Annotated in this window: 22 protein-coding genes; 14 read left to right on the top strand and 8 right to left on the bottom strand. The window is 64.9% G+C overall.

The genetic code is table 11. The annotated features are described in order from the left end of the window. Positions 1-72 precede the first annotated feature (72 nt). Positions 73-939 (top strand): pirin family protein, encoded by an 867-nt coding sequence (locus QHC78_RS16115; RefSeq protein WP_319746306.1) that lies wholly within the window; start codon positions 73-75, stop codon positions 937-939. Between the two features lie 49 nt (positions 940-988). On the opposite strand, the gene QHC78_RS16120 is transcribed toward QHC78_RS16115, so the two are convergent. Next, positions 989-1,981: a Bug family tripartite tricarboxylate transporter substrate binding protein gene (locus QHC78_RS16120; RefSeq protein WP_319746308.1), complete on the bottom strand. Its 993-nt coding sequence runs from the start codon at positions 1,979-1,981 to the stop codon at positions 989-991. Between the two features lie 184 nt (positions 1,982-2,165). On the opposite strand from QHC78_RS16120, the gene QHC78_RS16125 reads away from it, so the two are divergent. Then, positions 2,166-2,942 (top strand): helix-turn-helix domain-containing protein, encoded by a 777-nt coding sequence (locus QHC78_RS16125; protein WP_319746311.1) that lies wholly within the window; start codon positions 2,166-2,168, stop codon positions 2,940-2,942. Between the two features lie 130 nt (positions 2,943-3,072). After that, a complete protein-coding gene (locus tag QHC78_RS16130) occupies positions 3,073-4,056 on the top strand; it encodes a fumarylacetoacetate hydrolase family protein (protein ID WP_319746313.1) in 984 nt (327 codons plus the stop codon). 28 nt (positions 4,057-4,084) lie between these two features. Here the strand turns inward: QHC78_RS16130 and QHC78_RS16135 are convergent, their stop codons facing one another. Together QHC78_RS16135 and pssA are read right to left on the bottom strand one after the other, a co-directional pair. After that, positions 4,085-5,626 (bottom strand): 2-isopropylmalate synthase, encoded by a 1,542-nt coding sequence (locus tag QHC78_RS16135; RefSeq protein WP_319746315.1) that lies wholly within the window; start codon positions 5,624-5,626, stop codon positions 4,085-4,087. A gap of 142 nt (positions 5,627-5,768) precedes the next feature. Then, a complete protein-coding gene (pssA, locus tag QHC78_RS16140; RefSeq protein ID WP_319746317.1) occupies positions 5,769-6,524 on the bottom strand; it encodes a CDP-diacylglycerol--serine O-phosphatidyltransferase in 756 nt (251 codons plus the stop codon). A gap of 431 nt (positions 6,525-6,955) precedes the next feature. Between pssA and QHC78_RS16145 the strand changes: the two genes are divergently transcribed. Further along, positions 6,956-7,870, top strand: a complete 915-nt coding sequence (locus tag QHC78_RS16145) for an alpha/beta hydrolase (protein WP_319746318.1) — start codon at positions 6,956-6,958, stop codon at positions 7,868-7,870. Positions 7,871-7,874: 4 nt separating this feature from the next. After that, positions 7,875-8,840: a tripartite tricarboxylate transporter substrate binding protein gene (locus QHC78_RS16150; protein WP_319746320.1), complete on the top strand. Its 966-nt coding sequence runs from the start codon at positions 7,875-7,877 to the stop codon at positions 8,838-8,840. A 33-nt stretch (positions 8,841-8,873) separates the two neighbouring features. On the opposite strand, the gene QHC78_RS16155 is transcribed toward QHC78_RS16150, so the two are convergent. Next, positions 8,874-9,875: a hypothetical protein gene (locus QHC78_RS16155; protein WP_319746322.1), complete on the bottom strand. Its 1,002-nt coding sequence runs from the start codon at positions 9,873-9,875 to the stop codon at positions 8,874-8,876. Positions 9,876-9,996: 121 nt separating this feature from the next. On the opposite strand from QHC78_RS16155, the gene QHC78_RS16160 reads away from it, so the two are divergent. Further along, a complete protein-coding gene (locus tag QHC78_RS16160; protein ID WP_319746324.1) occupies positions 9,997-10,647 on the top strand; it encodes a TetR/AcrR family transcriptional regulator in 651 nt (216 codons plus the stop codon). A 158-nt stretch (positions 10,648-10,805) separates the two neighbouring features. Here the strand turns inward: QHC78_RS16160 and ilvC are convergent, their stop codons facing one another. The 3 genes from ilvC to QHC78_RS16175 form a co-directional block, all read right to left on the bottom strand. Continuing rightward, on the bottom strand, positions 10,806-11,822 hold the full coding sequence (ilvC, locus tag QHC78_RS16165; RefSeq protein ID WP_319746326.1) for a ketol-acid reductoisomerase: 1,017 nt from the start codon (positions 11,820-11,822) through the stop codon (positions 10,806-10,808). 157 nt (positions 11,823-11,979) lie between these two features. After that, positions 11,980-12,471 carry an acetolactate synthase small subunit gene (gene ilvN / locus QHC78_RS16170; RefSeq protein WP_319746328.1) on the bottom strand — a complete coding sequence of 164 codons (492 nt, stop codon included), beginning with the start codon at positions 12,469-12,471 and terminating at the stop codon, positions 11,980-11,982. Positions 12,472-12,480: 9 nt separating this feature from the next. Further along, positions 12,481-14,202 (bottom strand): acetolactate synthase 3 catalytic subunit, encoded by a 1,722-nt coding sequence (locus tag QHC78_RS16175; RefSeq protein WP_319746330.1) that lies wholly within the window; start codon positions 14,200-14,202, stop codon positions 12,481-12,483. Between the two features lie 465 nt (positions 14,203-14,667). Here QHC78_RS16175 and QHC78_RS16180 point away from each other — a divergent pair, with 465 nt between their 5' ends. The 5 genes from QHC78_RS16180 (at position 14,668) to QHC78_RS16200 (ending at position 20,382) form a co-directional block, all read left to right on the top strand. Continuing rightward, a complete protein-coding gene (locus tag QHC78_RS16180) occupies positions 14,668-15,105 on the top strand; it encodes an RDD family protein (protein WP_319746332.1) in 438 nt (145 codons plus the stop codon). A gap of 238 nt (positions 15,106-15,343) precedes the next feature. Next, positions 15,344-17,596: a TonB-dependent receptor gene (locus tag QHC78_RS16185; RefSeq protein ID WP_413816479.1), complete on the top strand. Its 2,253-nt coding sequence runs from the start codon at positions 15,344-15,346 to the stop codon at positions 17,594-17,596. Between the two features lie 136 nt (positions 17,597-17,732). Continuing rightward, positions 17,733-18,494: a tetratricopeptide repeat protein gene (locus tag QHC78_RS16190; protein ID WP_319746334.1), complete on the top strand. Its 762-nt coding sequence runs from the start codon at positions 17,733-17,735 to the stop codon at positions 18,492-18,494. Further along, entirely contained in the window at positions 18,491-19,417 is a 927-nt protein-coding gene (locus QHC78_RS16195) for an esterase/lipase family protein (protein ID WP_319746336.1), read from the top strand. The genes QHC78_RS16190 and QHC78_RS16195 overlap by 4 nt, the downstream gene beginning before the upstream one ends. Before the next feature lie 62 nt (positions 19,418-19,479). Continuing rightward, positions 19,480-20,382 (top strand): UDP-2,3-diacylglucosamine diphosphatase, encoded by a 903-nt coding sequence (locus QHC78_RS16200; RefSeq protein ID WP_413816481.1) that lies wholly within the window; start codon positions 19,480-19,482, stop codon positions 20,380-20,382. Between the two features lie 23 nt (positions 20,383-20,405). Here QHC78_RS16200 and QHC78_RS16205 read toward each other — a convergent pair whose 3' ends face one another. Beyond that, entirely contained in the window at positions 20,406-20,624 is a 219-nt protein-coding gene (locus tag QHC78_RS16205; RefSeq protein WP_319746340.1) for a hypothetical protein, read from the bottom strand. 222 nt (positions 20,625-20,846) lie between these two features. Between QHC78_RS16205 and QHC78_RS16210 the strand changes: the two genes are divergently transcribed. From QHC78_RS16210 to QHC78_RS16220, 3 genes are read left to right on the top strand one after another with little or no spacing between them, the layout of a single operon-like run. Then, entirely contained in the window at positions 20,847-21,092 is a 246-nt protein-coding gene (locus tag QHC78_RS16210; RefSeq protein ID WP_319746400.1) for a FeoA family protein, read from the top strand. Between the two features lie 7 nt (positions 21,093-21,099). Next, positions 21,100-22,947, top strand: a complete 1,848-nt coding sequence (feoB, locus tag QHC78_RS16215) for a ferrous iron transporter B (RefSeq protein ID WP_319746342.1) — start codon at positions 21,100-21,102, stop codon at positions 22,945-22,947. Positions 22,948-22,965: 18 nt separating this feature from the next. Beyond that, positions 22,966-23,244 (top strand): DUF6587 family protein, encoded by a 279-nt coding sequence (locus tag QHC78_RS16220; protein WP_319746344.1) that lies wholly within the window; start codon positions 22,966-22,968, stop codon positions 23,242-23,244. Positions 23,245-23,249 lie beyond the last annotated feature (5 nt).

A 23,249-nucleotide genomic window follows, 5' to 3' on the forward strand; every position in this document is an offset into this window, starting at 1 on the left:
CTACCGTCGTTTTCGTCCTGTTTTTAACATTTGTATTGACTCCAACCGGGTCGACACAAACAGGAGATAGCCATGAAGAAGGTTCTCGGTATCTACAGCGCCCCCCGGCCCCATTGGGTGGGCGACGGTTTCCTGGTTCGCTCGCTGTTCAGCTACGACGGCCTGGGCCGTCACCTGAGCCCGTTCCTGCTTCTGGACCATGCGGCGCCTACCTCCTTCCCGCCCGCTACCCGGCCCCGCGGTGTCGGCCGCCACCCGCACCGCGGCTTCGAGACGGTCACCATCGTCTACCAGGGCGAGGTGGAGCACCGCGACTCGACTGGTGCGGGCGGCCTGATCGGCCCTGGCGATGTCCAATGGATGACAGCAGCCGGCGGCATCCTTCATGAAGAATTCCACTCCCGCGCCTTTACGGAATCCGGCGGCAACATGGAAATGGTCCAGCTGTGGGTCAACCTGCCGGCCAAGGACAAAATGGGCCAGCCCGGATACCAGACGCTGCTCAATGCCGACATCCCGCTGGTCGAATTGCCCGAGGGCGCCGGACAGGTGCGCGTGATCGCCGGTACCTACGCCGGCCGCCGCGGGCCCGCACGCACCCATACGCCCATCGACGTGCGGGACATCCGGCTGGCCCAGGGCGGGACGGCGCACTTCGAAGCCGTCCCGGGCCACACACTGGCGCTGGTGGTGCTGCGCGGTACGGTGATGGTGAACGGCGACGCCGTCGCCCGCGAGGGCCAGCTGGTGCATCTCGAACGGGCGGGCTCCGGGCTCACACTAGAGGCCAACAACGACGTCACCGTCCTGTGGCTATCGGGCGAACCGATCAACGAACCGATCTTCGGCTACGGCCCGTTCGTCATGAACAGCAAGGCCGAGATCGAGCAGGCGATTGACGATTACAACGCCGGCCGCTTCGAACGAAACACGGCGTGAGTTCCGGCGCGAGCAATCGGCCGCCAGCACAACCACCGCCTGCCCGTCGCTATTCGGGCAATATGCCCAGATCGCGGATAGTCTTGCTCCAGCGGGCCTGGTCGTCCTTCAAGGCCGCCTTGAACTGGTTCGCCGTCAATCCCGGGTATTCCAGCCCCATGCTGTCGAGCTGCTGCTGCACCTCGGGTTGACGCATGATGCGATCGATGTCCCGCCAGAGGACATCCCGTATGGCCTCAGGCAGGCCACGCGGCGCCAATACGCCATACCAGTTCACCACCTTGAAGCCTGGCAGCGTCTCGGCCACCGTCGGTACGTCGGGAAGAATACGGGCGCGCTTTTCCTCCGTTACTGCAAGCAGCCGGAACTTGCCGGCGCGCACATGGGGAAGCAGCAGCGAGGTTCCGCCTGCGAACACCTGCGCCTCGCCTTGCAGCAACGCCGTCACCGCCGGCCCGCCCCCTTTGTATGGCACGTGCAGCATATCGATACCCGCCGTGCTGGCCAGCGAAGCAATGGCAAGGTGGTTGATGCTACCTATGCCGCCCGACGAATAGGCGACCTTCCCCGGATGGGCTTTGGCGTAGGCGATAAGGCTCGGCAGGTCCTTGAACGGCGCCGACGCCGGCACGGCGATGGCGGTCGTGGCGTAGACCAGCATCGAGACGGGCTCGAACGACTCGACCGGGTCGAACGGCAATTGTTTGTAAAGCGCGCCGGCCATGGCGTGCGTGGAGACGCCGCCTACTTCCAGCGTGTAGCCGTCGGCAGGCGCCCGCGCCACGGCCGCTGCCCCGATGGTGCCACCAGCCCCAGGCAGGTTTTCCACTACCACGGGCTGCCCGGCCGCGGGCAACAACTGCCGGGCAACGAGGCGCGCGAGGATGTCCGTCGTCCCGCCCGCTGCGAACGATGAAATCATTCTGATGGGACGCTGGGGGTAACCGGCAGCGGAAGCCGCGTGCAGGCGCATGGCCGGCAGCGCGGCCGATGCGGCAAGCGCCAGCACGGCGCGGCGGGAAATCGGGCAGGCAGCCATCATGGGTCTCCTCGGGTGTATGAGTGCGCATCTGCGGCGCATCGACGCGAGTATAGGAGCGCGTGCCAGGCGCCGCGCCGCCCAGATGGCGGCATTCCGTGCGGCGGAACGGGCAAGCCCTGCTGCCGCGCCCGCGGCGTTATGATCGAGCGCCGGCTGCACGCAAGAAAAAAGGGAGACCCACGACATGTCCGCCACAGGCATCATCGGCCCAGTGGTGCGAGCGCTCAACATATTGCGCGCGCTGAACCACCAGCCGCAGAGTTCACTGCAATCCTTGCACCTGGCAACCGGCTTGCCCAAGTCGACCGTCCACCGACTGCTGATGACGCTCAAGAGCGAGGGCTACGTGCGGTCGGACGTGGTCAAGGGAACCTATTCCCTGACCGACAAGGTCCGGTGCCTGAGCGACGGCTTCTCCGAACCGGAACTGGTGGTCGAGATCGGCGCCCCCATTCTGTTGAAAAACACCCGGGCCACGGGCCTGCCCCTGGCCATCGGTACGCTGGACCGCGGCCATATCGTGGTTCGCTACAGTTCCATGCCGTACAGCCCGATCGGTTCGGAACACACCACCGTGGGCCACGTCCATGACTTGGTCCGATCCGGCATGGGGCAGGCGTTCCTCGCCTCTTGCGGGGACGCCGAGCGCCAACGCCTGATGCAGTGGCTGCAAAGTTCCGTACCCGATCCCCGGGACTGGGCACGGATCGAGCGCGAGATAGAACGAAGCTTGATGGCGACCCGGCGTCGCGGTTATGGCTTGCGCAAGGGAGAAGGCCGCGGCTCGAGCACGACACTGGCGGTCCCGCTCAGCCATGGCGAGCGTGTATTGGGGGTGCTGTCTCTGACGACGTTTGACGCCTTGCTGGTACCCGAGCGGCTGCGGGAATGCCTGGATCTGCTGGCCAGGACACAGGCCGAGATCGAGGCTGCGGCAGCCGGGCGGTTGCAGGGCGCCTGACCCATTCCGTCTCGCGGAACGATATGCCCAGCCGGCCCTCGATCGGCGAGCCACCCGCTAAGCTTGGCGCCATGCCACGGCCCCTGCCGTGCTTCGTCCCTTTTGCCGCCTTCGCCGGCTGGAGCTATCCGTGAAACTCGTCAGCTACACCCTTCCAGAAACGCCTCATGCCCCACGGGTCGGTTTCGTAGTGTCGGAAAACCAATTCGTCGACGTCGAAACCGCCTGCGGCCGGTTCCTGCCGGACGTCAGCGGCCCATTCGATATTCACCGACTGATCGAAGCGGGGCCGGAGCTATGGGACCGGTTGCGGGATATCGAGGCTATGCTGGCACACGGCGCCGGCGCATCGCTGCCCCGCGCGGACCTGAGTACGATCCGTTTTCTTCCCGCGGTGCCCCGGCCTTCGAAGATATGCTGCCTGGCACTCAACAACAGCGCGAACAGCGAACGTATCGTCAAGGGCCCGCGCCATCCGGCGGTATTCACCAAGCCGTGGACGGCGCTGGTCGGCCATGGCGAACCGGTCCGGCTCAAGCTCCAGTATGGGCGGGTGCACCCGGAGCCGGAACTGGCGGTCGTGATCGGCAAGCTGGCGCGCGACATCGACGCGTCGCAGGCCTATGACCATGTCTTCGGCTACACCATCCACAACGACCTGACCTCCCCCACGATGCGCGACGAGGACAGCTTCCACTATCGGGCGATCCATCCGGCCGCCGAGGGTGAAGGCATACGCTATGTCGATAGCCACGTCTCCTACAGCGGCCGCTACAAGGGTTCGGATACCTTCTCGCCGCTGGGACCCTGGATCGTCACGCGCGACGAGATCGCCGACCCGCACGCGCTGGACATCGCCTGCGATGTCCGGGACGAACGATTCGCCAGCGACAATACCGCGAACCTGTTCCACAAGCTGCCCGAGGTGCTGGCCTTCGTGTCCAGCTATATGACGCTGGTGCCCGGCGACGTGGTGTCGCTAGGTACGGCGCTGGCCTCGGGCGGCAAGCCGGGACGCGCGGTGCAGAATGCCGACCTGAACAAAATGGGGGGACCGGTCAGCGTCACCGTGGCAGGCATCGGTACGCTCAGCAACCCGGTACAGCGCGTATAGGACGCATGGCGGCCGCCGCCGCCATGCGTCAGATCCCTTGCGCGTGCACCTTTTCGACCGGCGACTGCAGCTTGTTCAAGGCCGATAGATAGGCCTTGGCCGCGGCCACGACGATATCGGGATCGGCGCCGATCCCGTTGACGATACGCCCCGAGCGGGACAGCCGCATGGTGACCTCGCCCTGCGACTCGGTACCCGTCGTGATGGCGTTGACCGAGAACAGCAGCAGCTCGGCGTCGCTGCGCACGTGGCTTTCGATGGCATTGACGGTGGCGTCGACCGGGCCGTTGCCGTCGGCCTCGGCAATCACTTCCTTGCCATTCTCGGAAAACACCACCCGCGCATGGGGACGTTCACCCGTCTCGGACCGCTGCGACAGCGCCACGAAACGATAGACGCCTTCGCCGGCATCCACGTGCTCGCCCGAGACCAGCGCGTGGATGTCTTCATCGAAGATCTCGGACTTGCGATCGGCCAGGTCCTTGAAGCGCGCGAACGCTTCGTTCACGGCCTGCTCGGAATCGAGCTCGATGCCCAGCTCCTGCAACCGCTGCTTGAACGCGTTGCGGCCCGAGAGCTTGCCCAGCACGATCTTGTTCGCAGCCCAGCCTACGTCCTCGGCACGCATGATCTCGTAGGTCTGGCGTGCCTTGAGCACGCCGTCCTGATGGATACCGGACGCATGGGCAAAGGCGTTGGCACCTACGATGGCCTTGTTCGGCTGCACCACGAAGCCGGTTATGCCCGATACCAGGCGCGAGGCCGGCATGATCTGGGTCGTATCGATGCCGACTTCAAGGCCGAAGTAGTCCTTGCGGGTCTTCACCGCCATGACGACCTCTTCGAGCGAACAGTTGCCGGCGCGCTCGCCCAGCGCGTTGATCGTGCACTCGACTTGCCGCGCGCCGCCGATCTTGATCCCGGCCAGCGAATTGGCCACGGCCAGGCCCAGGTCATCGTGGCAGTGCACCGACCACACGGCCTTGTCGGAATTGGGAATGCGTTCGCGGAGCCTGCGGATGAATTCGCCGTATTGCTCGGGTACCGCATAGCCCACCGTATCGGCCACGTTGATGGTGGTGGCGCCTTCGGCGATCACTGCTTCGAGCACGCGGCACAGGAAGTCGGGATCGGAACGGCTGCCGTCCTCGGGCGAGAACTCGATGTTGTCGGTGTACTGCCGCGCGAAACGCACTGCCAGCCGGGCCTGCTCGTAGACCTGGTCAGGCGTCATGCGCAGCTTCTTTTCCATATGCAGCGCACTGGTCGCGATGAAGGTGTGGATACGCGCACTGTTCGCCCCGCGCAGCGCCTCGCCCGCGCGCGCGATGTCTCGATCGTTGGCGCGGGCGAGCGAACAGACAGTGGAATCCTTGATGGCCAGCGCGATCGCGCGGACGGAATCGAAATCGCCATTGCTGGCTGCGGCAAAGCCGGCCTCGATGACGTCCACGCGCAGCTTCTCGAGCTGCTTGGCGATACGCACCTTCTCTTCGTGGGTCATGGAAGCGCCGGGGCTCTGCTCGCCGTCGCGCAGCGTGGTGTCGAAAACGATCAGCTTTTCGCTCATGGGGGTCTCCTGGTTGGCGCCATTTTAAACCTCGCCCCGCACCCGCTGGCGCCGTGCCGCGGTGGCCGCCCACAAGCGACGCGGCCCGATCCTTCCTAAGGACCGGGCCGCGACATGGGCCATGGCGTTTCCGTCCGCCTGTCTACTCGAGCGCCCTGCGCGACCGCTGCAGCCGCCGCGCCTTCTGCCAGCGCAAGCCCCACAGCACATAGCCGGACAGGCCGTAGATGACGAACAGCCCGAACAGGACGATGGGCGGATCGCTGGAGATGAACACGAAGGCAAGCACCACCAGCAGGATCACCCAGAACGGCACGCTGCGGCCCAGCGCGAACGACTTGCCGCTGAAAAACGGCGCGTTCGAGACCATGCTCACGCCGGCGTACACCGTCAGCCCGAACGCGACCCAGGGCATCCACAACTCGCGGATGGGCAGCTTGTTGTCGACCGCCAGCCAGACGAAGCCGGCCACGAGCGCCGCCGCGGCGGGACTCGGCAGCCCCTGGAAGAAGCGCTTGTCGACCACGCCTATGTTGGTATTGAAGCGCGCAAGCCGCAGCGCGGCGCCGGCCACGTAGATAAAGGCGGCCAGCCACCCCCAGCGCCCCAATCCGGTCAATATCCATTCGTACATGACCAGCGCCGGCGCAACGCCGAACGACGTCATGTCGGACAGCGAATCGTACTGTTCGCCGAACGCCGACTGGGTATTGGTCAGCCGCGCCACGCGGCCGTCCATGCCGTCGAGGACCATGGCCACGAAGATGGCGATGGCCGCCGCTTCGAAGCGGTTGTTCATGGCCTGCACGATCGCATAGAAGCCGGCAAACAGCGCCGCCGTCGTAAATGCGTTGGGCAGCAGGTAGATGCCGCGATGGCGGTGTTCGAGGTCTTTCATGACAGGGGTCCGCCGGAAGATGGAGCGTCTGGGAGCTCCCACGTTGCGATGCCCTCCTTCATGTACGTGATGTACGGAGAAAAAATGATGGTCTGCATGAGGCGAAGGTTAACCGATGGCGTGCCGTCAGGCCAATCGACGACCGTACGCTCGAGCGGCCGAGCGCGGCGGTGCACGCCTTGTTCCGCACCTGCCTGGCGCTTGCCCGCCTGACACTGGGAAGGCGATAACCCGGTCCACGAAGAAATCAACCATTCAGAATTGTAATAGACCAAATGGTTTAGTTTTCTGGAATACCTCATGTAGCTCCAAATACCGATAAATAGGCAAATCCTACGGGATCCTCCGGGAGATTTTCCTATTGACCATTGGATCATCAAGCTGATAGATTGGTCCACATAACAAAACCACTTAGACCAATTGGAGACAACATGGCCAACGTCGAATGGCGCGATGGAACCGAGCATTGGACAACCAAAGGCGACGTCCGCCTCTTTCTGTGGGAAAAGCGCGCGAAGCGCGACGTGCCCGCTGCCGGCACGATCCTGTTCGTCCACGGATCCTCCATGGCTTCCCAGCCGACCTTCGATTTGTCGGTCCCGGGCCGGCCTGACTCTTCCGTCATGGACTGGTTCGCGCAACGCGGGTTCGACACCTGGTGCATGGACAACGAAGGCTACGGCCGCTCCGACAAACATCGTCCCATCAATTGCGACATTTCCAACGGCGCCGACGACCTCGCAGCCGGCTCGCAATACATCCTGGAACGCAATGGCGGCAAGCCGCTCCTGGTCTACGGTATTTCGTCCGGGGCATTGAAAGCGGCCCTCTTTGCCCAGCGCCATCCGGAACGCGTGGCGCGGCTCGCCCTCGATGCCTTCGTCTGGACCGGGGAAGGCAGCCCCACCCTCAAAGAACGGGCCAAGAAGCTGCCGGAGTTCCTTGCCAAGACACGTCGCCCCATTGACCGGGCGTTCGTGCATAGCATCTTCAACCGCGATCACCCCGGGACCGCCGACGACGCCACGGTCGACGCATTTGCCGACGCCATCCTGACGCTGGACGACTCCATGCCGACCGGCACCTATGTCGACATGTGCTCGAAGCTGCCGCTTATCGACCCGGCGCGGCTGACCGCGCCTACGCTCATCATGCGCGGCGAATACGACGGCATCGCAAGCTTCGATGACCTGCTGCGCTTCTTCGAGAAACTGCCCAACATGGACAAGCAATTCAGCGTCATGTCGGGCATTTCGCACGCCAGCTTCCAGCAAAAAAACTACCTGCGCGTCTACCACATCCTGCACGCCTTCTTCACGCTTCCCGAGGCCAAATACGGAGGGTGACTCCATGAAGCTCCACGGCATGGCATTGGCAGTCCCGCTGCTTGCGCTGTCGCTCCAAGCGGCAGCCGCCCAGACGTATCCGAACCGCCCCGTCAAGGTGATCGTCCCGTTCGAGCCCGGGGGCTTTACCGACGTCGTGGCGCGCGTGGTCGCCCAGCAACTGGGCAGCGCGCTGGGCGAGTCCTTCATCATCGAGAACAAGCCTGGCGCCGGATCCACCATCGGCTCGGACTTCGTCGCCAAGGCGGCCCCGGACGGCTACACGCTGGAGATCGTCTCGACCAACCACGTCACCAGCCATAGGCTCTACAAGAACCTGGAGTACGACCCCATCAAGAGCTTCACGCCTATCGCCAAGCTGGCGGACAGTCCCTATGTATTGTTTGTCAACGCCAAAGTGCCGGTGCAGTCGGTGCAGGAACTCATCGAGCTGTCCCGCACCGGCGCCACGCCCATACGGTACGCATCGTCGGGCAACGGCAGCACCCAGCACCTGATGGGCGCGCTTTTCATAGCCAAATCGGGCGCCAAGCTCGAGCATGTGCCCTATCGGGGCAGCGGCGGCGCGATGAAGGACCTGGCCGCCAGGTTCGTCGAAACCAGCTTCGCCGCGGTGGCGAACGGCCTGCCCCACGTCAAGACGGGCAAGATCAAGGCGCTGGGCGTTACCAGCACGCGCCGCAATGCCCAGATGCCCGACGTGCCTAGCCTGAAGGAAGCCGGCGTCAAAGACTACGATGCGGTGGTATGGCTGGCGCTGCTCGGCCCCGCAGGTATGCCGGCGGACATCGTGGCACGACTCAACGAAGCGGTGCGGACGGGACTGTCCAAACCAGAGGCCAAGGCGGCCCTGGCCGCGGCGGGCGTGGACGTCGCGCTGTCGAGCCCCGAGGAGCTGGCGCAGTACATGGCGCAGGAGAACGACATGTGGGGCGAAGTGATACGCAACATCGATATCCGGATCGACTGAAACGGGGCCTTCGCAGAGATGCCGCAGCCTCGCTCAGGGCAACAATAGCGGCACGCCCGCCGCGGCCTGTAGTCCGGCCACCGCCGTCAATCCGGCATAAGCCAGGGCCGCGAGCCCCACCGCCGCCACGTCCCAGCTCACGGCCCCGGCCGCAACGTGGGCCCCGGCACCGGCCGTGGCGGGCACGCGGGCCCGGGCGCCGGCCATGGCCGTCCACATTCCGACCGCGGGCAGGACTTGTTGCGCATGTACGCCGAGGAAGTGCGCCACCCGCAGGTCGCCGCCCGTCATCGACCAGCCGAACAGCGGCACCACGGCGCCGCCCGGCATCGCCCCGACGGTCGGGCCGCCATTCAGGCTGATGGCGATACCCGCGCCCGCGCCGCCCGCGAAAGTCAGTATCAAGCCCAGCACGGCGCCGAGCCGGTACGCAGGCGCCATGCCGCTGCCATGGCGCGCGATCAGCCATGCCAGCGGCAACGCGCACGCGGTAATCGCCAGGGCGCCGAGGCCCATGAGGGCATACATGACGGCATGAAAAGGGGTGGATGAATTGAAATGAGAGGGCTGCCCAAGCGCGCCCTGGAAGGTGATGTAGGCGATTTCGCCAGCACCGGCGACGATAACGACGGCAACGATTGCCCTCGCCCATTGTCCCTGGCGCAGCGTCGGTGGCAGCTCGCCCAAGAGCCATGCGGTAGTCCACGCATACAGCCCCACCGAGGCCATGAACTTCATGGGCTTGACCCAGACACCGACGCCGTTGAGCGTGCGCCCATCAATCAGTTCCGCCACCCATGCGGCGGCCAGCGCAACAAAGAGCACGCAGCCAAAGCGCATGAGCGGACGATTCCGGCGCTCCAGCTCCCGCACCGCCGCACCCAGCGGGCGTCCGATCCACAAGGCCCCATACGCCAGCAGGCCGGTTATGGTCCAAATGGCTGTCTTGCCGCGCTTCAGCCAGGGCGCGGCAGCCAATGCTATCCAGGCGGGCATGACCACCATGCCGCCTGCGCTGAAAAGAAAGTCGAACATGGATCTACCTCCACCGGTTTGCCTGTCAGATCAATCTAAACGCTGTTTAGATAAGATACCAACGCATTTGAACGGTGTAAAGTTATTCCTGCGTCATCGTTTCAGCAGGAGGAGCCGCACCATGGACAGGAGAAAAAAGAGCGGCGACCAGGCGCCCTATCACCACGGCGCCCTGCGCAGCGCACTGATCGAGGCGACGGAGTCGCTACTGGCCCAGCGGGGACTGGAAGGCTATACGCTGCGGGAAGCAGCGCGCCAGGTAGGCGTGTCGCCGGCGGCCGCGCTGCATCATTTCGGCTCGGTCGCAGGCCTGCTGACCGAGGTCGCCATTCTGGGATTCGAGGAACTCGCCCGCTTCCTGCACGAAGGCGGCCAGGCCGGCGACACGCCCACGGCGCGCCTCCATGGCAAAGGCATCGGGTACGTCCGTTTTGCACTGGCCTACCCGGCCCGCTTCCTGCTGATGTTCCGCAAGGACCTGCTGGCGCCCCAGCCACGCCTCGAGCTTGCCGGCCGGGCCGCTTATGCGGAGCTGGAAGAAGGTGTGCGCGACTACCTGGGACGCCGCAGCGTCGAGGACCTGGGCCCCTCGGACCAAGCACTGTTGCTGGGCGCGTGGTCGACCGTCCATGGCTTCGCCCACCTTGCGCTGGAAGGCAAGTTCGGACCGCCCCAGGCCGATCCATCCACCTTTGTGAAGCAGGTCCTGCCCGAGATGCTGAAACGCTTGTTTCCGGCACCGTCACCCAGGAAACGCCCACGTGCGCACTGACCCGGCGACCCTCCTGGCGGCGCCATGCACTACGCCCGCCCCCTCACCCCAAGCAAAAAGGCCTTCACGCAAAACGTGAAGGCCCATCGATACAAGACTTGGCTTTTTCTATCGCCGGCCCAACGCCAGAACCCCCGCGCGCGCCGGCGAAGCGGACATTAGTTCTTGCTCTGATCCACCAGCTTGTTCTTGCGGATCCACGGCATCATGTCGCGCAGCTTGCCGCCCACCTGCTCGATCTGGTGCTCGGCCGTCAGGCGGCGACGCGACTTCAGGGTCGGGGCGCCAGCCATGTTCTCGAGCAAGAAGCTCTTGGCGTATTCGCCGGTCTGGATGTCCTTCAGGACCGCGCGCATGGCGTTCTTGGTGTCCTCGGTCACGATGCGCGGGCCGGTGACGTATTCGCCGTATTCCGCGTTGTTCGAGATCGAGTAGTTCATGTTCGCGATGCCGCCTTCGTAGATCAGGTCGACGATCAACTTGAGCTCGTGCAGGCACTCGAAGTAGGCCATCTCCGGCGCGTAGCCGGCTTCCACCAGGGTCTCGAAGCCCGCCTTGATCAGCTCGACGGTACCGCCGCACAGCACGGCCTGCTCGCCGAACAGGTCGGTTTCGGTTTCTTCGCGGAAATTGGTTTCGATGATGCCGGCACGGCCGCCGCCATTGGCCATGGCATAGGACAGCGCGATGTCGCGGGCCGAACCCGACTTGTCCTGGTAGACCGCCACCAGGTGGGGCACGCCACCGCCCTGGGTGTAGGTGGAACGCACGGTATGGCCCGGGGCCTTGGGCGCGACCATGATGACGTCGACATCTTCACGCGGCACCACGGCGCCGTAGTGGACGTTGAAGCCGTGGGCGAAAGCCAGCACGGCGCCCTTCTTCATGTTCGGGCCGACGTTCTCGGCATAGACCTTGGCGATGTTCTCGTCCGGCAACAGGATCATGACGACGTCGGCTTCCTTGACGGCATCGTTCACTTCCTTGACGGTGAGGCCGGCGTTGGCGGCCTTGTCCCACGAAGCCCCACCCTTGCGCAGCCCGACCACGACCTTGACGCCGGAATCGTTCAGGTTCTGGGCATGGGCGTGGCCCTGCGAGCCATAGCCGATGATGGCGACGGTCTTGCCCTTGATCAGCGACAGATCGCAGTCTTTATCGTAAAAAACTTTCATGGTGCTCTCCAAACTCAATCCAGAGTCAATTCAATATTCAAAACACTGCCCCACCTGGATTCCCGACTGAAGAACCTCGGGACCCAGGGCACAGCGGATCCGGCTTCGCCGGTCCGCCAGTGCCGCCCCATGGGGGCGCGCGCAAGCGTAGGGGGGTCTATACCTTCAGCACACGTTCACCCCGACCCACGCCGCAGCTGCCGGTACGCACCGTCTCGAGGATGCTGGCGCGATCGAGCGCCTCGATGAAAGCGTCCAGTTTGCCCTTGTTGCCGGTAAGCTCGACGGTATAGGTCTTGTCGGTCACGTCGACGATATGGCCGCGGAAGATATCGACCATCCGCTTCATTTCCTCGCGTTCCTTGCCCACGGCGCGAACCTTGATCAGCATGAGTTCGCGCTCGATGTGCGGCGCCTCGGTCAGGTCCACCACCTTGACCACCTCGACCAGCCGATTGAGGTGCTTGGTGATCTGCTCGATGACGTCGTCGGACCCGGACGTGACGATGGTCATGCGGGAAAGCGTCGCATCCTCGGTCGGGGCCACCGTCAGGGTTTCGATGTTGTAGCCGCGCGCCGAAAAAAGGCCGACCACGCGGGAAAGTGCGCCTGCTTCGTTCTCCAGGAGCACGGATATGGCATGTCTCATGTGTGCTCCTTAGAGATCTTCAGAACCGAGCAGCATCTCGGTCAGGCCCTTGCCGGCCTTCACCATGGGCCACACGTTTTCCGTGCGGTCGGTGATGATGTCCAGGAACACCAGGCGCTTCTTGTGCGTGGTGAACGCTTCGCGCAGCGCTCCTTCCACGTCGCCGGGCCGCTCGACGCGGATGCCGACATGGCCATAGGCCTCGGCCAGCTTGACGAAGTCAGGCAGCGAATCCATGTAGGACTCGGCATAGCGCGAGCCATAGTCGATCTGCTGCCACTGCCGCACCATGCCCAGGTAGCCGTTGTTCAGGCACAGGATCTTGGGGCTGAGGCGATATTGATGGCAGGTGGAGAGCTCCTGGATGTTCATCTGGATGGAACCCTCGCCCGTGATGACGGCGACATCGGCATCCGGATGCATCATCTGGACGCCCATGGCGTAGGGCAGCCCGACACCCATCGTGCCCAGGCCGCCCGAGTTGATCCAGCGGCGCGGCTTGTTGAAGCGGTAGTACTGCGCGGCCCACATCTGATGCTGGCCGACGTCCGACGTGACGAAGGCCTCGCCGCGCGTGATCTCGCACAGTTTCTCGATCACGAACTGCGGCTTGATCACTTCGTTCGACGGCTTGTACTTCAGGCACTCGCGGTCGCGCCAGGTGCCGATCTGCTTCCACCAGGCGTCGAGCTGCTCGGGATTGCGCCGGGTTTCCTTCAGCGCGGCCTCGAGGTGGACCAGCACATCCTGCAGGACGTCCTTGACGTCGCCCACGATGGGAATGTCGACCTTCACACGCTTGGAGATCGACGACGGGTCGATGTCGATGTGGACGATCTTGCGCGCATTCTGCGCGAAGTGCTTGGGATTGCCGATCACGCGGTCGTCGAACCGGGCGCCGATCGCCACCAGCACATCGCAGTGCTGCATGGCCATGTTGGCTTCGTAGGTGCCATGCATGCCGGGCATGCCGACGAAGCGGCGATCGTCGGCCGGGTACCCCCCCAGCCCCATCAAGGTGTTGGTGCAGGGAGCGTCCAGCATCTGCACGAGCTGCGTCAGCTCGGCGGCCGCATCGGCCAGGATCACGCCGCCGCCGGTGTAGATCATCGGGCGCTCGGCCTGCAGCAGCAGCTGGACGGCTTTCTTGATCTGCCCCTGGTGCCCCTTCACGACGGGCGAATAGGAGCGCATCTTGATCTCGCCCTCCGGCTGCGTGTATTTGCAGCGGGCGATCGTGATGTCCTTGGGAATGTCCACCAGCACCGGACCGGGACGGCCGGTACGGGCGATGAAGAAGGCCTTGCGGATGGTTTCGGCAAGGTCCTTGACGTCCTTGACCAGGAAGTTGTGCTTGACGCAGGGACGGGTGATGCCCACCGTGTCGGCTTCCTGGAACGCATCCTGGCCGATGGCCGTGGTCGGTACCTGCCCGGTCAGCACCACGAGGGGAATCGAGTCCATGTAGGCGGTGGCGATGCCCGTCACCGCATTGGTCACGCCCGGCCCGCTGGTGACCAGCGCCACGCCCACGCGATTGGACGCGCGCGAGTAGGCGTCTGCGGCGTGCACGGCGGCTTGCTCGTGACGCACCAGAACGTGCTTGAATTTGTCTTGCTTGAAGATTTCGTCGTAGATGTACAAGACCGAGCCGCCCGGATAGCCGAACACATGTTCGACCCCTTCATCGGCAAGGCTGCGCACGACGATTTCGGCGCCTGTAAGTTCCATGTTGGATTGTCGTCCATTCAAGTTCGCGCTGACGCCCCGGGCGGTACTGCCTGTCGGCAGGGAAACCAAACTTGCACGGGCACCGGCAACATGAAACGACGCTTCACGGTTCACGGAACCGCTCCGCTCGCCCACCTTGCCGACCTCGCACACGTTCACCGGAACGAGCACAGAAGGTTGAAACGGAAGGCCAAGACCGGACCGCCTTCGCCCGTTGGGCAAAGACCGTCGCAACGCTTTTGGCGCGGACCTGGGGCTTGTTTACTGCAAAGCATGACGCCGAAGGGTGTGTCGGGCGCCAGACGAAGCTCTCTGCCGTCGACGTTGGTGTAGCTTTCGGCGAGCCCGCTAGGCTATCAGGGATGCGGCACTGCGGTCAATATTTCTTGCATAGCGTTCGGACTTTCCCCCGGTCGGCCGGGTGTACCAACGCCTCGCCGGTTGCTCGGGTTATCGTAGCGCCCCATGAACGATACGCCTTCCGCCTCTCCCGCCCCGCTCGCCGCGCCCGGCCGCTGGCGCCGTTTCGCCTGCATGATGTACGAAGCCATCCTGTTGTTCGGCGTCGTGTTCGTGGCCGACTACCTGTTCGATACGCTTACCCAGAGCAAGCACGCCCTCATGCTGCGGCACGAGCGCCAGGCCTGGCTTTTCTTCGTCATCGGCATGTATTTCGTGCTGTGCTGGCGGCTCGGCGGCCAGACACTGCCGATGAAGACCTGGCACATCCGCCTCGTGGATGCGAAGGGCGGCCGCCCGCCACTCTGGAAGGCGATCCTGCGGTACGTGCTGGCCTGGCCCTTTACCCTGACCGGGCTGGGCTTCGTGTGGAGCTTCTTCGACCGCGAGCGCCAATTCCCGCATGACCGGCTGCTGGGCACACGCCTGGTCTCCACCCGGTAACGCGGCGCAAAGCCCGCCATTGCCGCGGGCCGGTGTTGCATTTTCCCCAAATGTCCGCAGAAGGCGTCCTTTATTCAGCCTTCTGTAAGCATTCGGCAACTATTGTCGCGGCTTGGCAAATGCGAATCATTCTCTGTCTTGTTATAGGGTTGAATCGCAAGCCTGCCGAGGGCGGGGAACCACTCTGCCCCATCCACATGCCGGGTGCATCCAGCACCCATCTTCGGGGGAATTCAAGGTGACACACACGAACCAGTTCCGGTTCAATACCCTGGCGGCCGCCATCAGCGCACTGACTTTCGTGCCGGCCGTCCAGGCGCAGGCACAGGGCACGTCTTCGGCGGACGCGCCGCGCACCAGCGGCCAGCTCGCACCCATCACGGTGCAAGGGCAAGCCGATACGCCTTACAAGGCAGACCAGTCGGCCTCGCCGAAATTCACCGCGCCGCTGCTCGACACGCCCAAGACCGTCACCGTCATCCCCCAGGAAGTCATCGAGAATTCCGCCTCCACCACCCTGACCGAGGCGCTGCGGCTGACGCCGGGCATCACTTTCGGCGCCGGCGAAGGCGGCAACCCGCTGGGCGACCGTCCCTTCATCCGCGGCTACGATGCCCAGGCCAGTACTTTCGTCGACGGCATGCGCGACATCGGCGCCACCACGCGCGAAGTCTTCAACCTCGAACAGATCGAAGTCATCAAGGGCCCCGGCGGCGCCTACGGCGGCCGCGGCGGTGCCGGCGGCAGCATCAACCTGATCACCAAGGCGCCCCGGGCCGAAAACTTCACCAACGCCACCCTGGGCCTGGGCACGGACAGCTACAAGCGCGCCACGGTGGACGGCAACTGGCTGCTGGGCGAGAACATGGCCTTCCGCCTGAACGCCATGGCGCACGACGCCGACGTACCGGGGCGCCAGGGCGTGGACAACTCCCGCTGGGGCATCGCGCCATCCTTCACCTGGGGCTTGAATACGCCCACTCGCGTCACGCTCAGCTACTACCACTTGCAGACGGACGACACGCCTGACTCGGGCATCCCCTTCATGTATGGCAACCGGGTTCCGCCAGGCGTGACCGCCATCCGCCCGGTCACGGTCGACATGGACAATTTCTACGGCCTGGCCAATAGCGACTTCATGAAGAATCGCTCGGACATCGCCACCGCACGGGTCGAGCACGACATCAGTTCCAACCTGACGATACGGAACACGCTGCGCTACACCGCTTCCGACCAGCGCTACCTGTGGACCCAACCTGACGACAGCCAGGGCAACGTGGTCGACGGCCGGGTCTGGCGGCGCGCCAACACCCGCACCAGCGGCGTCCACACCATCGCCAACCAGACCGAAATCTTCGGCAAGGCCGAGCTGGGCGGCATGAAGCACAGCTTCACGGCCGGCATTGAGTTGTCGCGCGAAAAGGCGGACAACGGCACGTACACGGTCGCTCGCGGTGCGGGCAGCGGCGCCGGCAATGTCTGCAACCTGGGCGTAGGCGCGGCATCCAACTACAACTGCACGGACCTGTACAACCCCAACCCGTACGATCCGTGGACCGGCACCGTCACCGAAGGCGAACGGGCCAACCACTTCAAGACCACCACCAAGTCCATCTACGCCTTCGACACGATCGAGTTCAACGAGCGCTGGCAGACCCACCTGGGCCTGCGCGTAGACGACTACAAGACGCGCTACTTCAACGCCACGACCGACGTCGGCCGCAACGATACCCTGCTCAACTACCAGCTGGGCCTGACCTACAAGCCCGCCTCCAACGGCAGCGTCTATGTGTCCTTCGGCACCTCGTCCACCCCGGCCAACTCCTTCCTCGGCCAGGGCAGCGAAAGCGGCGGCCTGACCCCGGGCCGCGGCGGCGTGGGCCCCAACGCTGCCGAGCTCGGCCCCGAAAAGAACCGGTCGCTGGAACTGGGTACCAAGTGGAACGTCCTGGACAACCGCCTGGGCCTGTCCGCCGCCCTGTTCCGCATCGACACGACCAACGCGCGCGTGACCATGCCGGACAACACCTACGCGCTGGCCGGCAACCGCCGCATCAACGGTTTCGAAGTCGGCTTCTCGGGCAACATCACCAAGGCCTGGCAAGTCTTTGGCGGCTACACCTTCCTCGACAGCGAAGTGCGCAGCAGCGGCGCGACGACCAACGTCACCCAGGGCCAGGAATTCCCCAATACGCCCAAGCACAGCGCCAGCCTGTGGACGACCTACAGCGTCACCAACGACTTCTCGATCGGCGGCGGCATCTTCATCGTCGGCAAGCAGTATGGCTCGAACGCTGAAATACGTCGCTACATTCCGGGCTACACCCGCTTCGACGCCATGGCGGCCTACCGGATCAACCGCAACGTCAGCCTGCAGTTGAACCTGCTCAACCTGACCGACAAGCGCTACTTCACGTCCACCTACTCGACCCATTACGCGTCGGTAGGCGCCGGCCGCGCCGCGATCCTGAACCTCAACCTGAAGTACTAAGGGGAGCGCTCACGCGCCGGGAAGGGCCACCTCTATGCGGTGCCCCTTCCCCACCCGCCGCCGGCTCGTCCGTCTCAAGAACCCCACACCCCCGTTCTAGGGCACAATCACGAGCAGTCTCTCCAACATCCCCGAAATGCCCCCCGTTTCCCCCCGGCACCTGAACACCGCCAGCGCGGAAGACCTCGCCGAGATCCTGCGCGGCCCGCCCGAACGCGCCGCACCATGGATCCGGACGGCCGCCGAGGGCGGCGTCACGGAAGCCCAGGCCGTGTTCGGACAGATGCTCCTCGACGGCCATGGCGTGCCGGTGGACCGGGAACAAGCGGTGTACTGGTTCAAGCGCGCGGCCGACGCCAACCATCCCATGGCCCTCAACATGCTGGGCCAGTGTCACCGGCACGGCTGGGGCGTGCCCGCCAACCTCGTGCTGGCGGCCTACTGGTACCGGCTCGCGGCCCAGCAAGGGCTGGACTGGGGCATGTACAACTACGCGACCGCGCTGGCCCTGGGTGAAGGGGTGCCGACTGACCGCGAGCAGGCGCTGGAATGGTTCCAACGGGCAGCGGCGGCGGGCCACGCGAAATCGATCAACATCGTCGGCGGCTTCCACGAAGACGGCTGGGTCGTGCCGGCGGACAAGGACCTTGCCTTCGACCACTACCGGCGCGCGGCCGAAGCAGGCGACTTCCGCGGCCAGTTCAACTACGCGCGACTATTGATCGAGCGGGGCGAGATCGAGGCCGCCCTGCCCTGGCTCGATAAGCTGCCGGCTACCGCGACAACGCCGTTCCTGGCCAAGGCCGCCGCGTTCCTGCAGAAAGCGCGCGACCCACGCGTGCGCGCCAAGGCTGCCCTGCTCCACGCACAGGCGCCCAATCCGAGCACACCGGCATGATGGCCGCGGCTATGCGCGGCTTCACCGCCTGGGTGGCGCTGCTCGTCGCGCTTACCTCGTGGCTGCTGTCGCACTGGCTCGCCTGGCCTGTTGCAGTGCTCGCCAGCCTCGCGCTGGCCGTGATCATCCACGCAGTCATCGTTGCGGCCGGCTTCGGACTGGCCAGGCTATGTGCCGACCGCGCCGGCGCAGCGGCGCCCCCGGGCTGGGTAGCGGCCATGCCGAAGGAAATCTTTCTTTCGCTGCGCAATATGTACGCCGACATTCCGTGGCGCTACCGCTGGCCGGCGCGCCGGCCGCGGCAGCCGCGAGGCGTGGTGCTGCTGGTACACGGTTATGGCTGCAACCGGGGCATATGGCGGGATCTCGATACCTGGCTGGCCGAACGCGGTTGGGCCGTTTCCGCGGTGGACCTGGAACCCCCGCATGCCGGCATCGATAGCTTTGCCGGACAGGTCGCCGCCGAGGCAACCGCGCTGGCGGCGGCAATGGGAGTGGGCCAGGTAACGGTGATCGGCCACAGCATGGGGGGCCTCGCCGCGCGGACCGCCCTGTGCCTGGCGCCGGATGCTCCCATCGGCCACGTCATTACCCTCGGTACCCCGCACCGCGGGACCTGGCACGCGCGCTTCGGCCGGGGCCAGTGCGCGGCGCAGATGCTGCCGGACAGCGCCTGGCTGGCCGCGCTGTGCGCGGCCGAAGCGCCGGACGCGGCCGGGCGGTGCACCTGCATCGCCTCATACCACGACAACATCGTCTCTCCCGTCGAACGGGCGCTGCTGCCCGGCGCGGCGGCCACGCTGGTTCGGCGCGGCGTGGGCCATATGGCCCTGGTGCACGATCCCGCGGTGCGCGCGTTTCTGGACGAACGACTGGGCCAGCTCCACGCCGCGGCGACGATGGCAAAAAGCGACGCCGCCTGAGAGCCCCGGCACCTCGTCACAAACACGTCATCGGCCCATGTTTCCATTCATGCTATGGAAACATCGTACTCGCCAGCGTGACGACCTCGCCCCCTACCCAATGGCGTACCATCTGGATCTCCGACTTGCACCTGGGGACTGCTGGCTGCAACGCCGGACACTTGCTGGACTTCCTCAAGCACAACGAGGCCGAGACCCTGTATCTGGTAGGGGACATCATCGATGGCTGGCAATTGCGCAAGAGCTGGAGCTGGCCGCAGGCCCACAACGATGTCGTGCAGAAGGTACTGCGCAAGGCCCGCAAAGGCACCCGCGTGGTATTCATCCCGGGCAACCACGACGAATTCGCGCGCCAATTCATAGGCTATGCCTTCGGCGACATCGAGGTGCAGGAAGATGCGGTCCACTTGACGGCCGACGGCAAGCGGCTGTGGGTCACGCACGGCGACCAGTTCGACGGCGTGATTCAACACAGCAAGTGGCTCGCCCACCTGGGGGACACGCTCTACACCTTCGCGCTCTGGCTGAACCTGCACTTCAACCGCATACGCCGGCGCATGGGGCTGCATTACTGGTCCCTGTCGCAATACCTCAAACACAAGGTCAAGAACGCCGTCTCCTTCATCACCAATTTCGAAGAAGTGCTGGTCAACGAGGCCAAGCGGCGGGGATATGACGGCGTCGTATGCGGACACATACACAAGCCGGAGATCCGGCAGGTGGACGGCGTACTCTACTGCAACGATGGCGATTGGGTGGAAAGCCTGTCGGCCTTGGTCGAAGACCAGCAAGGCCAGCTGCACCTGGTGTACTGGACGAAACTGACGGATGCCGGCGAACCGGTCTCGGCCAAGACCAAGCGCCGGCGGGCGATCGAATTGCCGGCCCTGCCCTCGGCACTGGCTCCGCGGCCGGCCACCCAGCCGGCGCGCGAAACGCCTCAGCCCGAGACGGCGGACGTCTGAAAAGCTGCGGCGCCGCCAGCCGCTCAGCGGCGGCGGCCCAGTACGATGACCGCCGCTCCCGCCACGATGGCCGCCACGCCGGTCCACGCCGGGATGGCCACCGTTTTTTCCGTGTCGGCCGTCGCCTCGACCGGACCCAGCTTGAGCAGCGTCTCTTCCGATGTGTAGGAGAAGGTCCGGTAACCCAGGGCCACCACTCCGAGCACGATGAGCAACAAGCCAACGATAACGGACGCTTTCATGCTTTCCCCCGCTTGTGTTGTTACCGCGCCAAGATAACCGATGGCTTGTCGCCAGGCCGCCCGTCAAGCCGCCTGCGTAGCAATTCCTTACCTTTGCAGCGAGGCGCTACAAGCAATGCCGGCATATGCCAGCGGGCCACGCGGCGGTTTGCCCGGGAACGGTGCAAAACTTTTATAATTAGTAATCGTTTTCATTTTCTTCTACCGACCGAGCCCATGGCTATCCGCCTCTCCGAGCTACCTTTTGGCCATGAAGCCGCCGTCAATACCGTCGAAGACGCCACCCCGACCGACCCCATCGCCGTCCGCCTGCGCGACCTTGGCTTCGTGGCCGGGGAACGCGTGCGCATCGTGGCGCGCGGCCCCATCGGTGCCGATCCGCTGCTGATCCAGATAGGTTTTACCCGGTTTGCCCTGCGCCGCTCCGAAGCGGCACGGGTCATGGTGGAACCGCTTGCCGCTTCCTGACTCCTCAATGTCCACCACTACTTTGTCGAATCTGCGGGTTGCCCTGGTGGGCAATCCCAACTGCGGAAAAACCGCGCTGTTCAACCTGCTCACGGGCAGCCGCCAGAAGGTCGCCAACTATGCTGGCGTGACGGTCGAACGCAAGGAGGGCCGGTTCGTCACGCCCTCCGGCCTGCAGGTAAACGTGCTGGACTTGCCGGGCGCGTATAGCTTGCACGCGGCGAGTCCGGACGAAGCCATCACGCGCGACGTCTGCATGGGCAAGCTGGCCGGAGAACGGCGGCCCGACTTGCTGGTAGCGGTGGTCGATGCCACCAACCTGCGCTTGCACCTGCACTTCGTGCTCGAGCTACAGCGCCTGGGCCTGCCGATGGTGATGGCGCTGAACATGGTCGATGCCGCGGCTCGCCGCGGCATCCATGTCGATCGCGAAAAGCTGCAGAACGCGCTGGGCATCCCCATCGTCGAGACGGTCGCCATCAAGCGCGATGGCGCAGCGCAATTGCTGTCGCGCATCGACGGCGGCGTTCCCCCCGTGCCCCAGGGCCCGGCCGCTGACGCCGACCTGCACGTCGAGGTCAACCGCCTGCTGAACGAAGCGGTTACCGTGCCGCGGCGCACGGCGGCGATCGACGATGCCATCGACCGCTGGGTGCTGCATCCCGTGCTGGGGCTGCTGACCCTGGCGGTGGTCATGTTCCTGATGTTCCAGGCCGTGTTCTCCTGGGCCGAACCGCTCATGGAACTGATCGAATCCTCGGTAAGCGCTTTGGGCGCCTGGGTGGGCGGAATCCTGCCCGAAGGCCTGCTCAACAGCCTGCTGGTCGACGGCATCATTGCCGGCGCCGGCAGCGTGCTGGTGTTCCTGCCGCAGATCCTGTTCCTGTTCCTGTTCATCCTGCTGCTGGAAGAATCCGGCTACCTGCCGCGGGCCGCTTTCTTGCTGGACAAGATGATGGTGGGCGCCGGCCTGACGGGCCGCTCCTTCATTCCGCTGCTGTCCAGCTTCGCCTGCGCCATTCCGGGCATCATGGCGACCCGCACCATCCAGGATCCTCGCGACCGGCTGGCCACCATACTGGTCGCGCCGCTGATGACGTGCTCGGCGCGTCTGCCGGTGTATACGCTGCTCATCGGCGCCTTCATCCCCGACCGCACCGTGCTGGGCCTCTTCAACCTGCAGGGCATCACGCTGTTCGTCCTGTACGTGGCCGGCATCGCCAGCGCGCTGATCGTCGCGTGGGTCATGAAGCTGATCCGGCGGGACGTTGCCGAGCACTCGCTGCTGCTCGAACTGCCCTCCTACCGCATTCCGCACCTGCGGGACGTGGCGACCGGCCTCATCGAACGCGCACGCATCTTCCTGTCGCGCGTGGGAGGCATCATCATGGCGCTCACCGTGCTGATCTGGTTCCTGTCGAGCTTTCCTGCGCCGCCCGAAGGCGCCACCGGCCCAGCCATCGAATACAGTTTCGCAGGCCGCATCGGCGAAGCGCTGCAGGCCATCTTCGCCCCCATCGGTTTCAACTGGCAGATTTCCATCGCCCTCGTCCCCGGACTGGCGGCGCGCGAAGTGGCGGTCGGCGCCCTGGCGACTGTCTACGCGCTGTCAGCGGCCGACGAGGAAAGCGCCACGACCATGCTGACGCCGCTGCTCGCCGCCCAGTGGCCCCTGGCCACCGCCTTCTCGCTGCTCGCCTGGTTCGTGTTCGCGCCGCAATGCCTGTCTACGCTGGCGGTGATCCGGCGCGAAACCAATTCCTGGAAGGTCGTCGCGCTTGCTGCCGGCTATCTGTTCGGGCTTGCCTACATTGCATCGTTCATCACCTACCAGGTGACGAGCCTGCTGGCCTGACTGTTACGGGAGGCTTCCATGACCGCCTATTCCCTGCTCGAAGTCACCGTGGTGGCCTTGATCGTCGCGGCATGCGCGATCAAGGCGTTCGGACGCTTTGCGCCCAGGACCCGGATGCGTTTGCAGTCGGCGCTGGGCGCGCGCATGGACCGTCCCGGCCGGGCGGCATGGATACGCGGACTGGGCAAGCGGCTAGCGGCCGCCGCGCCCGACGGCGGATGCGGCAGCGGATGTGGAACGTGCGGGACCTGCGGACCGGAGGAAACCAAGCCGGTCCACTTGCACGCCAGGAAGTAAAAGCT

Source organism: Pigmentiphaga sp. (assembly GCF_033795525.1).
Lineage (GTDB): Bacteria > Pseudomonadota > Gammaproteobacteria > Burkholderiales > Burkholderiaceae_B > Pigmentiphaga.

What these genes read in the sequence shown, in the direction of transcription:
- QHC78_RS16125 (WP_319746311.1), top strand. Translation starts at nt 2,166, where the DNA reads ATGTCCGCCACAGGCATCATCGGCCCAGTGGTGCGAGCGCTCAACATA.
- QHC78_RS16160 (WP_319746324.1), top strand. Translation starts at nt 9,997, where the DNA reads ATGGACAGGAGAAAAAAGAGCGGCGACCAGGCGCCCTATCACCACGGC.
- QHC78_RS16205 (WP_319746340.1), bottom strand. Translation starts at nt 20,624, where the DNA reads ATGAAAGCGTCCGTTATCGTTGGCTTGTTGCTCATCGTGCTCGGAGTG.
- QHC78_RS16195 (WP_319746336.1), top strand. Translation starts at nt 18,491, where the DNA reads ATGATGGCCGCGGCTATGCGCGGCTTCACCGCCTGGGTGGCGCTGCTC.
- pssA (WP_319746317.1), bottom strand. Translation starts at nt 6,524, where the DNA reads ATGAAAGACCTCGAACACCGCCATCGCGGCATCTACCTGCTGCCCAAC.
- ilvC (WP_319746326.1), bottom strand. Translation starts at nt 11,822, where the DNA reads ATGAAAGTTTTTTACGATAAAGACTGCGATCTGTCGCTGATCAAGGGC.
- QHC78_RS16115 (WP_319746306.1), top strand. Translation starts at nt 73, where the DNA reads ATGAAGAAGGTTCTCGGTATCTACAGCGCCCCCCGGCCCCATTGGGTG.
- feoB (WP_319746342.1), top strand. Translation starts at nt 21,100, where the DNA reads ATGTCCACCACTACTTTGTCGAATCTGCGGGTTGCCCTGGTGGGCAAT.
- QHC78_RS16145 (WP_319746318.1), top strand. Translation starts at nt 6,956, where the DNA reads ATGGCCAACGTCGAATGGCGCGATGGAACCGAGCATTGGACAACCAAA.
- QHC78_RS16120 (WP_319746308.1), bottom strand. Translation starts at nt 1,981, where the DNA reads ATGATGGCTGCCTGCCCGATTTCCCGCCGCGCCGTGCTGGCGCTTGCC.
- QHC78_RS16175 (WP_319746330.1), bottom strand. Translation starts at nt 14,202, where the DNA reads ATGGAACTTACAGGCGCCGAAATCGTCGTGCGCAGCCTTGCCGATGAA.
- ilvN (WP_319746328.1), bottom strand. Translation starts at nt 12,471, where the DNA reads ATGAGACATGCCATATCCGTGCTCCTGGAGAACGAAGCAGGCGCACTT.
- QHC78_RS16135 (WP_319746315.1), bottom strand. Translation starts at nt 5,626, where the DNA reads ATGAGCGAAAAGCTGATCGTTTTCGACACCACGCTGCGCGACGGCGAG.
- QHC78_RS16150 (WP_319746320.1), top strand. Translation starts at nt 7,875, where the DNA reads ATGAAGCTCCACGGCATGGCATTGGCAGTCCCGCTGCTTGCGCTGTCG.
- QHC78_RS16180 (WP_319746332.1), top strand. Translation starts at nt 14,668, where the DNA reads ATGAACGATACGCCTTCCGCCTCTCCCGCCCCGCTCGCCGCGCCCGGC.
- QHC78_RS16190 (WP_319746334.1), top strand. Translation starts at nt 17,733, where the DNA reads ATGCCCCCCGTTTCCCCCCGGCACCTGAACACCGCCAGCGCGGAAGAC.
- QHC78_RS16155 (WP_319746322.1), bottom strand. Translation starts at nt 9,875, where the DNA reads ATGTTCGACTTTCTTTTCAGCGCAGGCGGCATGGTGGTCATGCCCGCC.
- QHC78_RS16220 (WP_319746344.1), top strand. Translation starts at nt 22,966, where the DNA reads ATGACCGCCTATTCCCTGCTCGAAGTCACCGTGGTGGCCTTGATCGTC.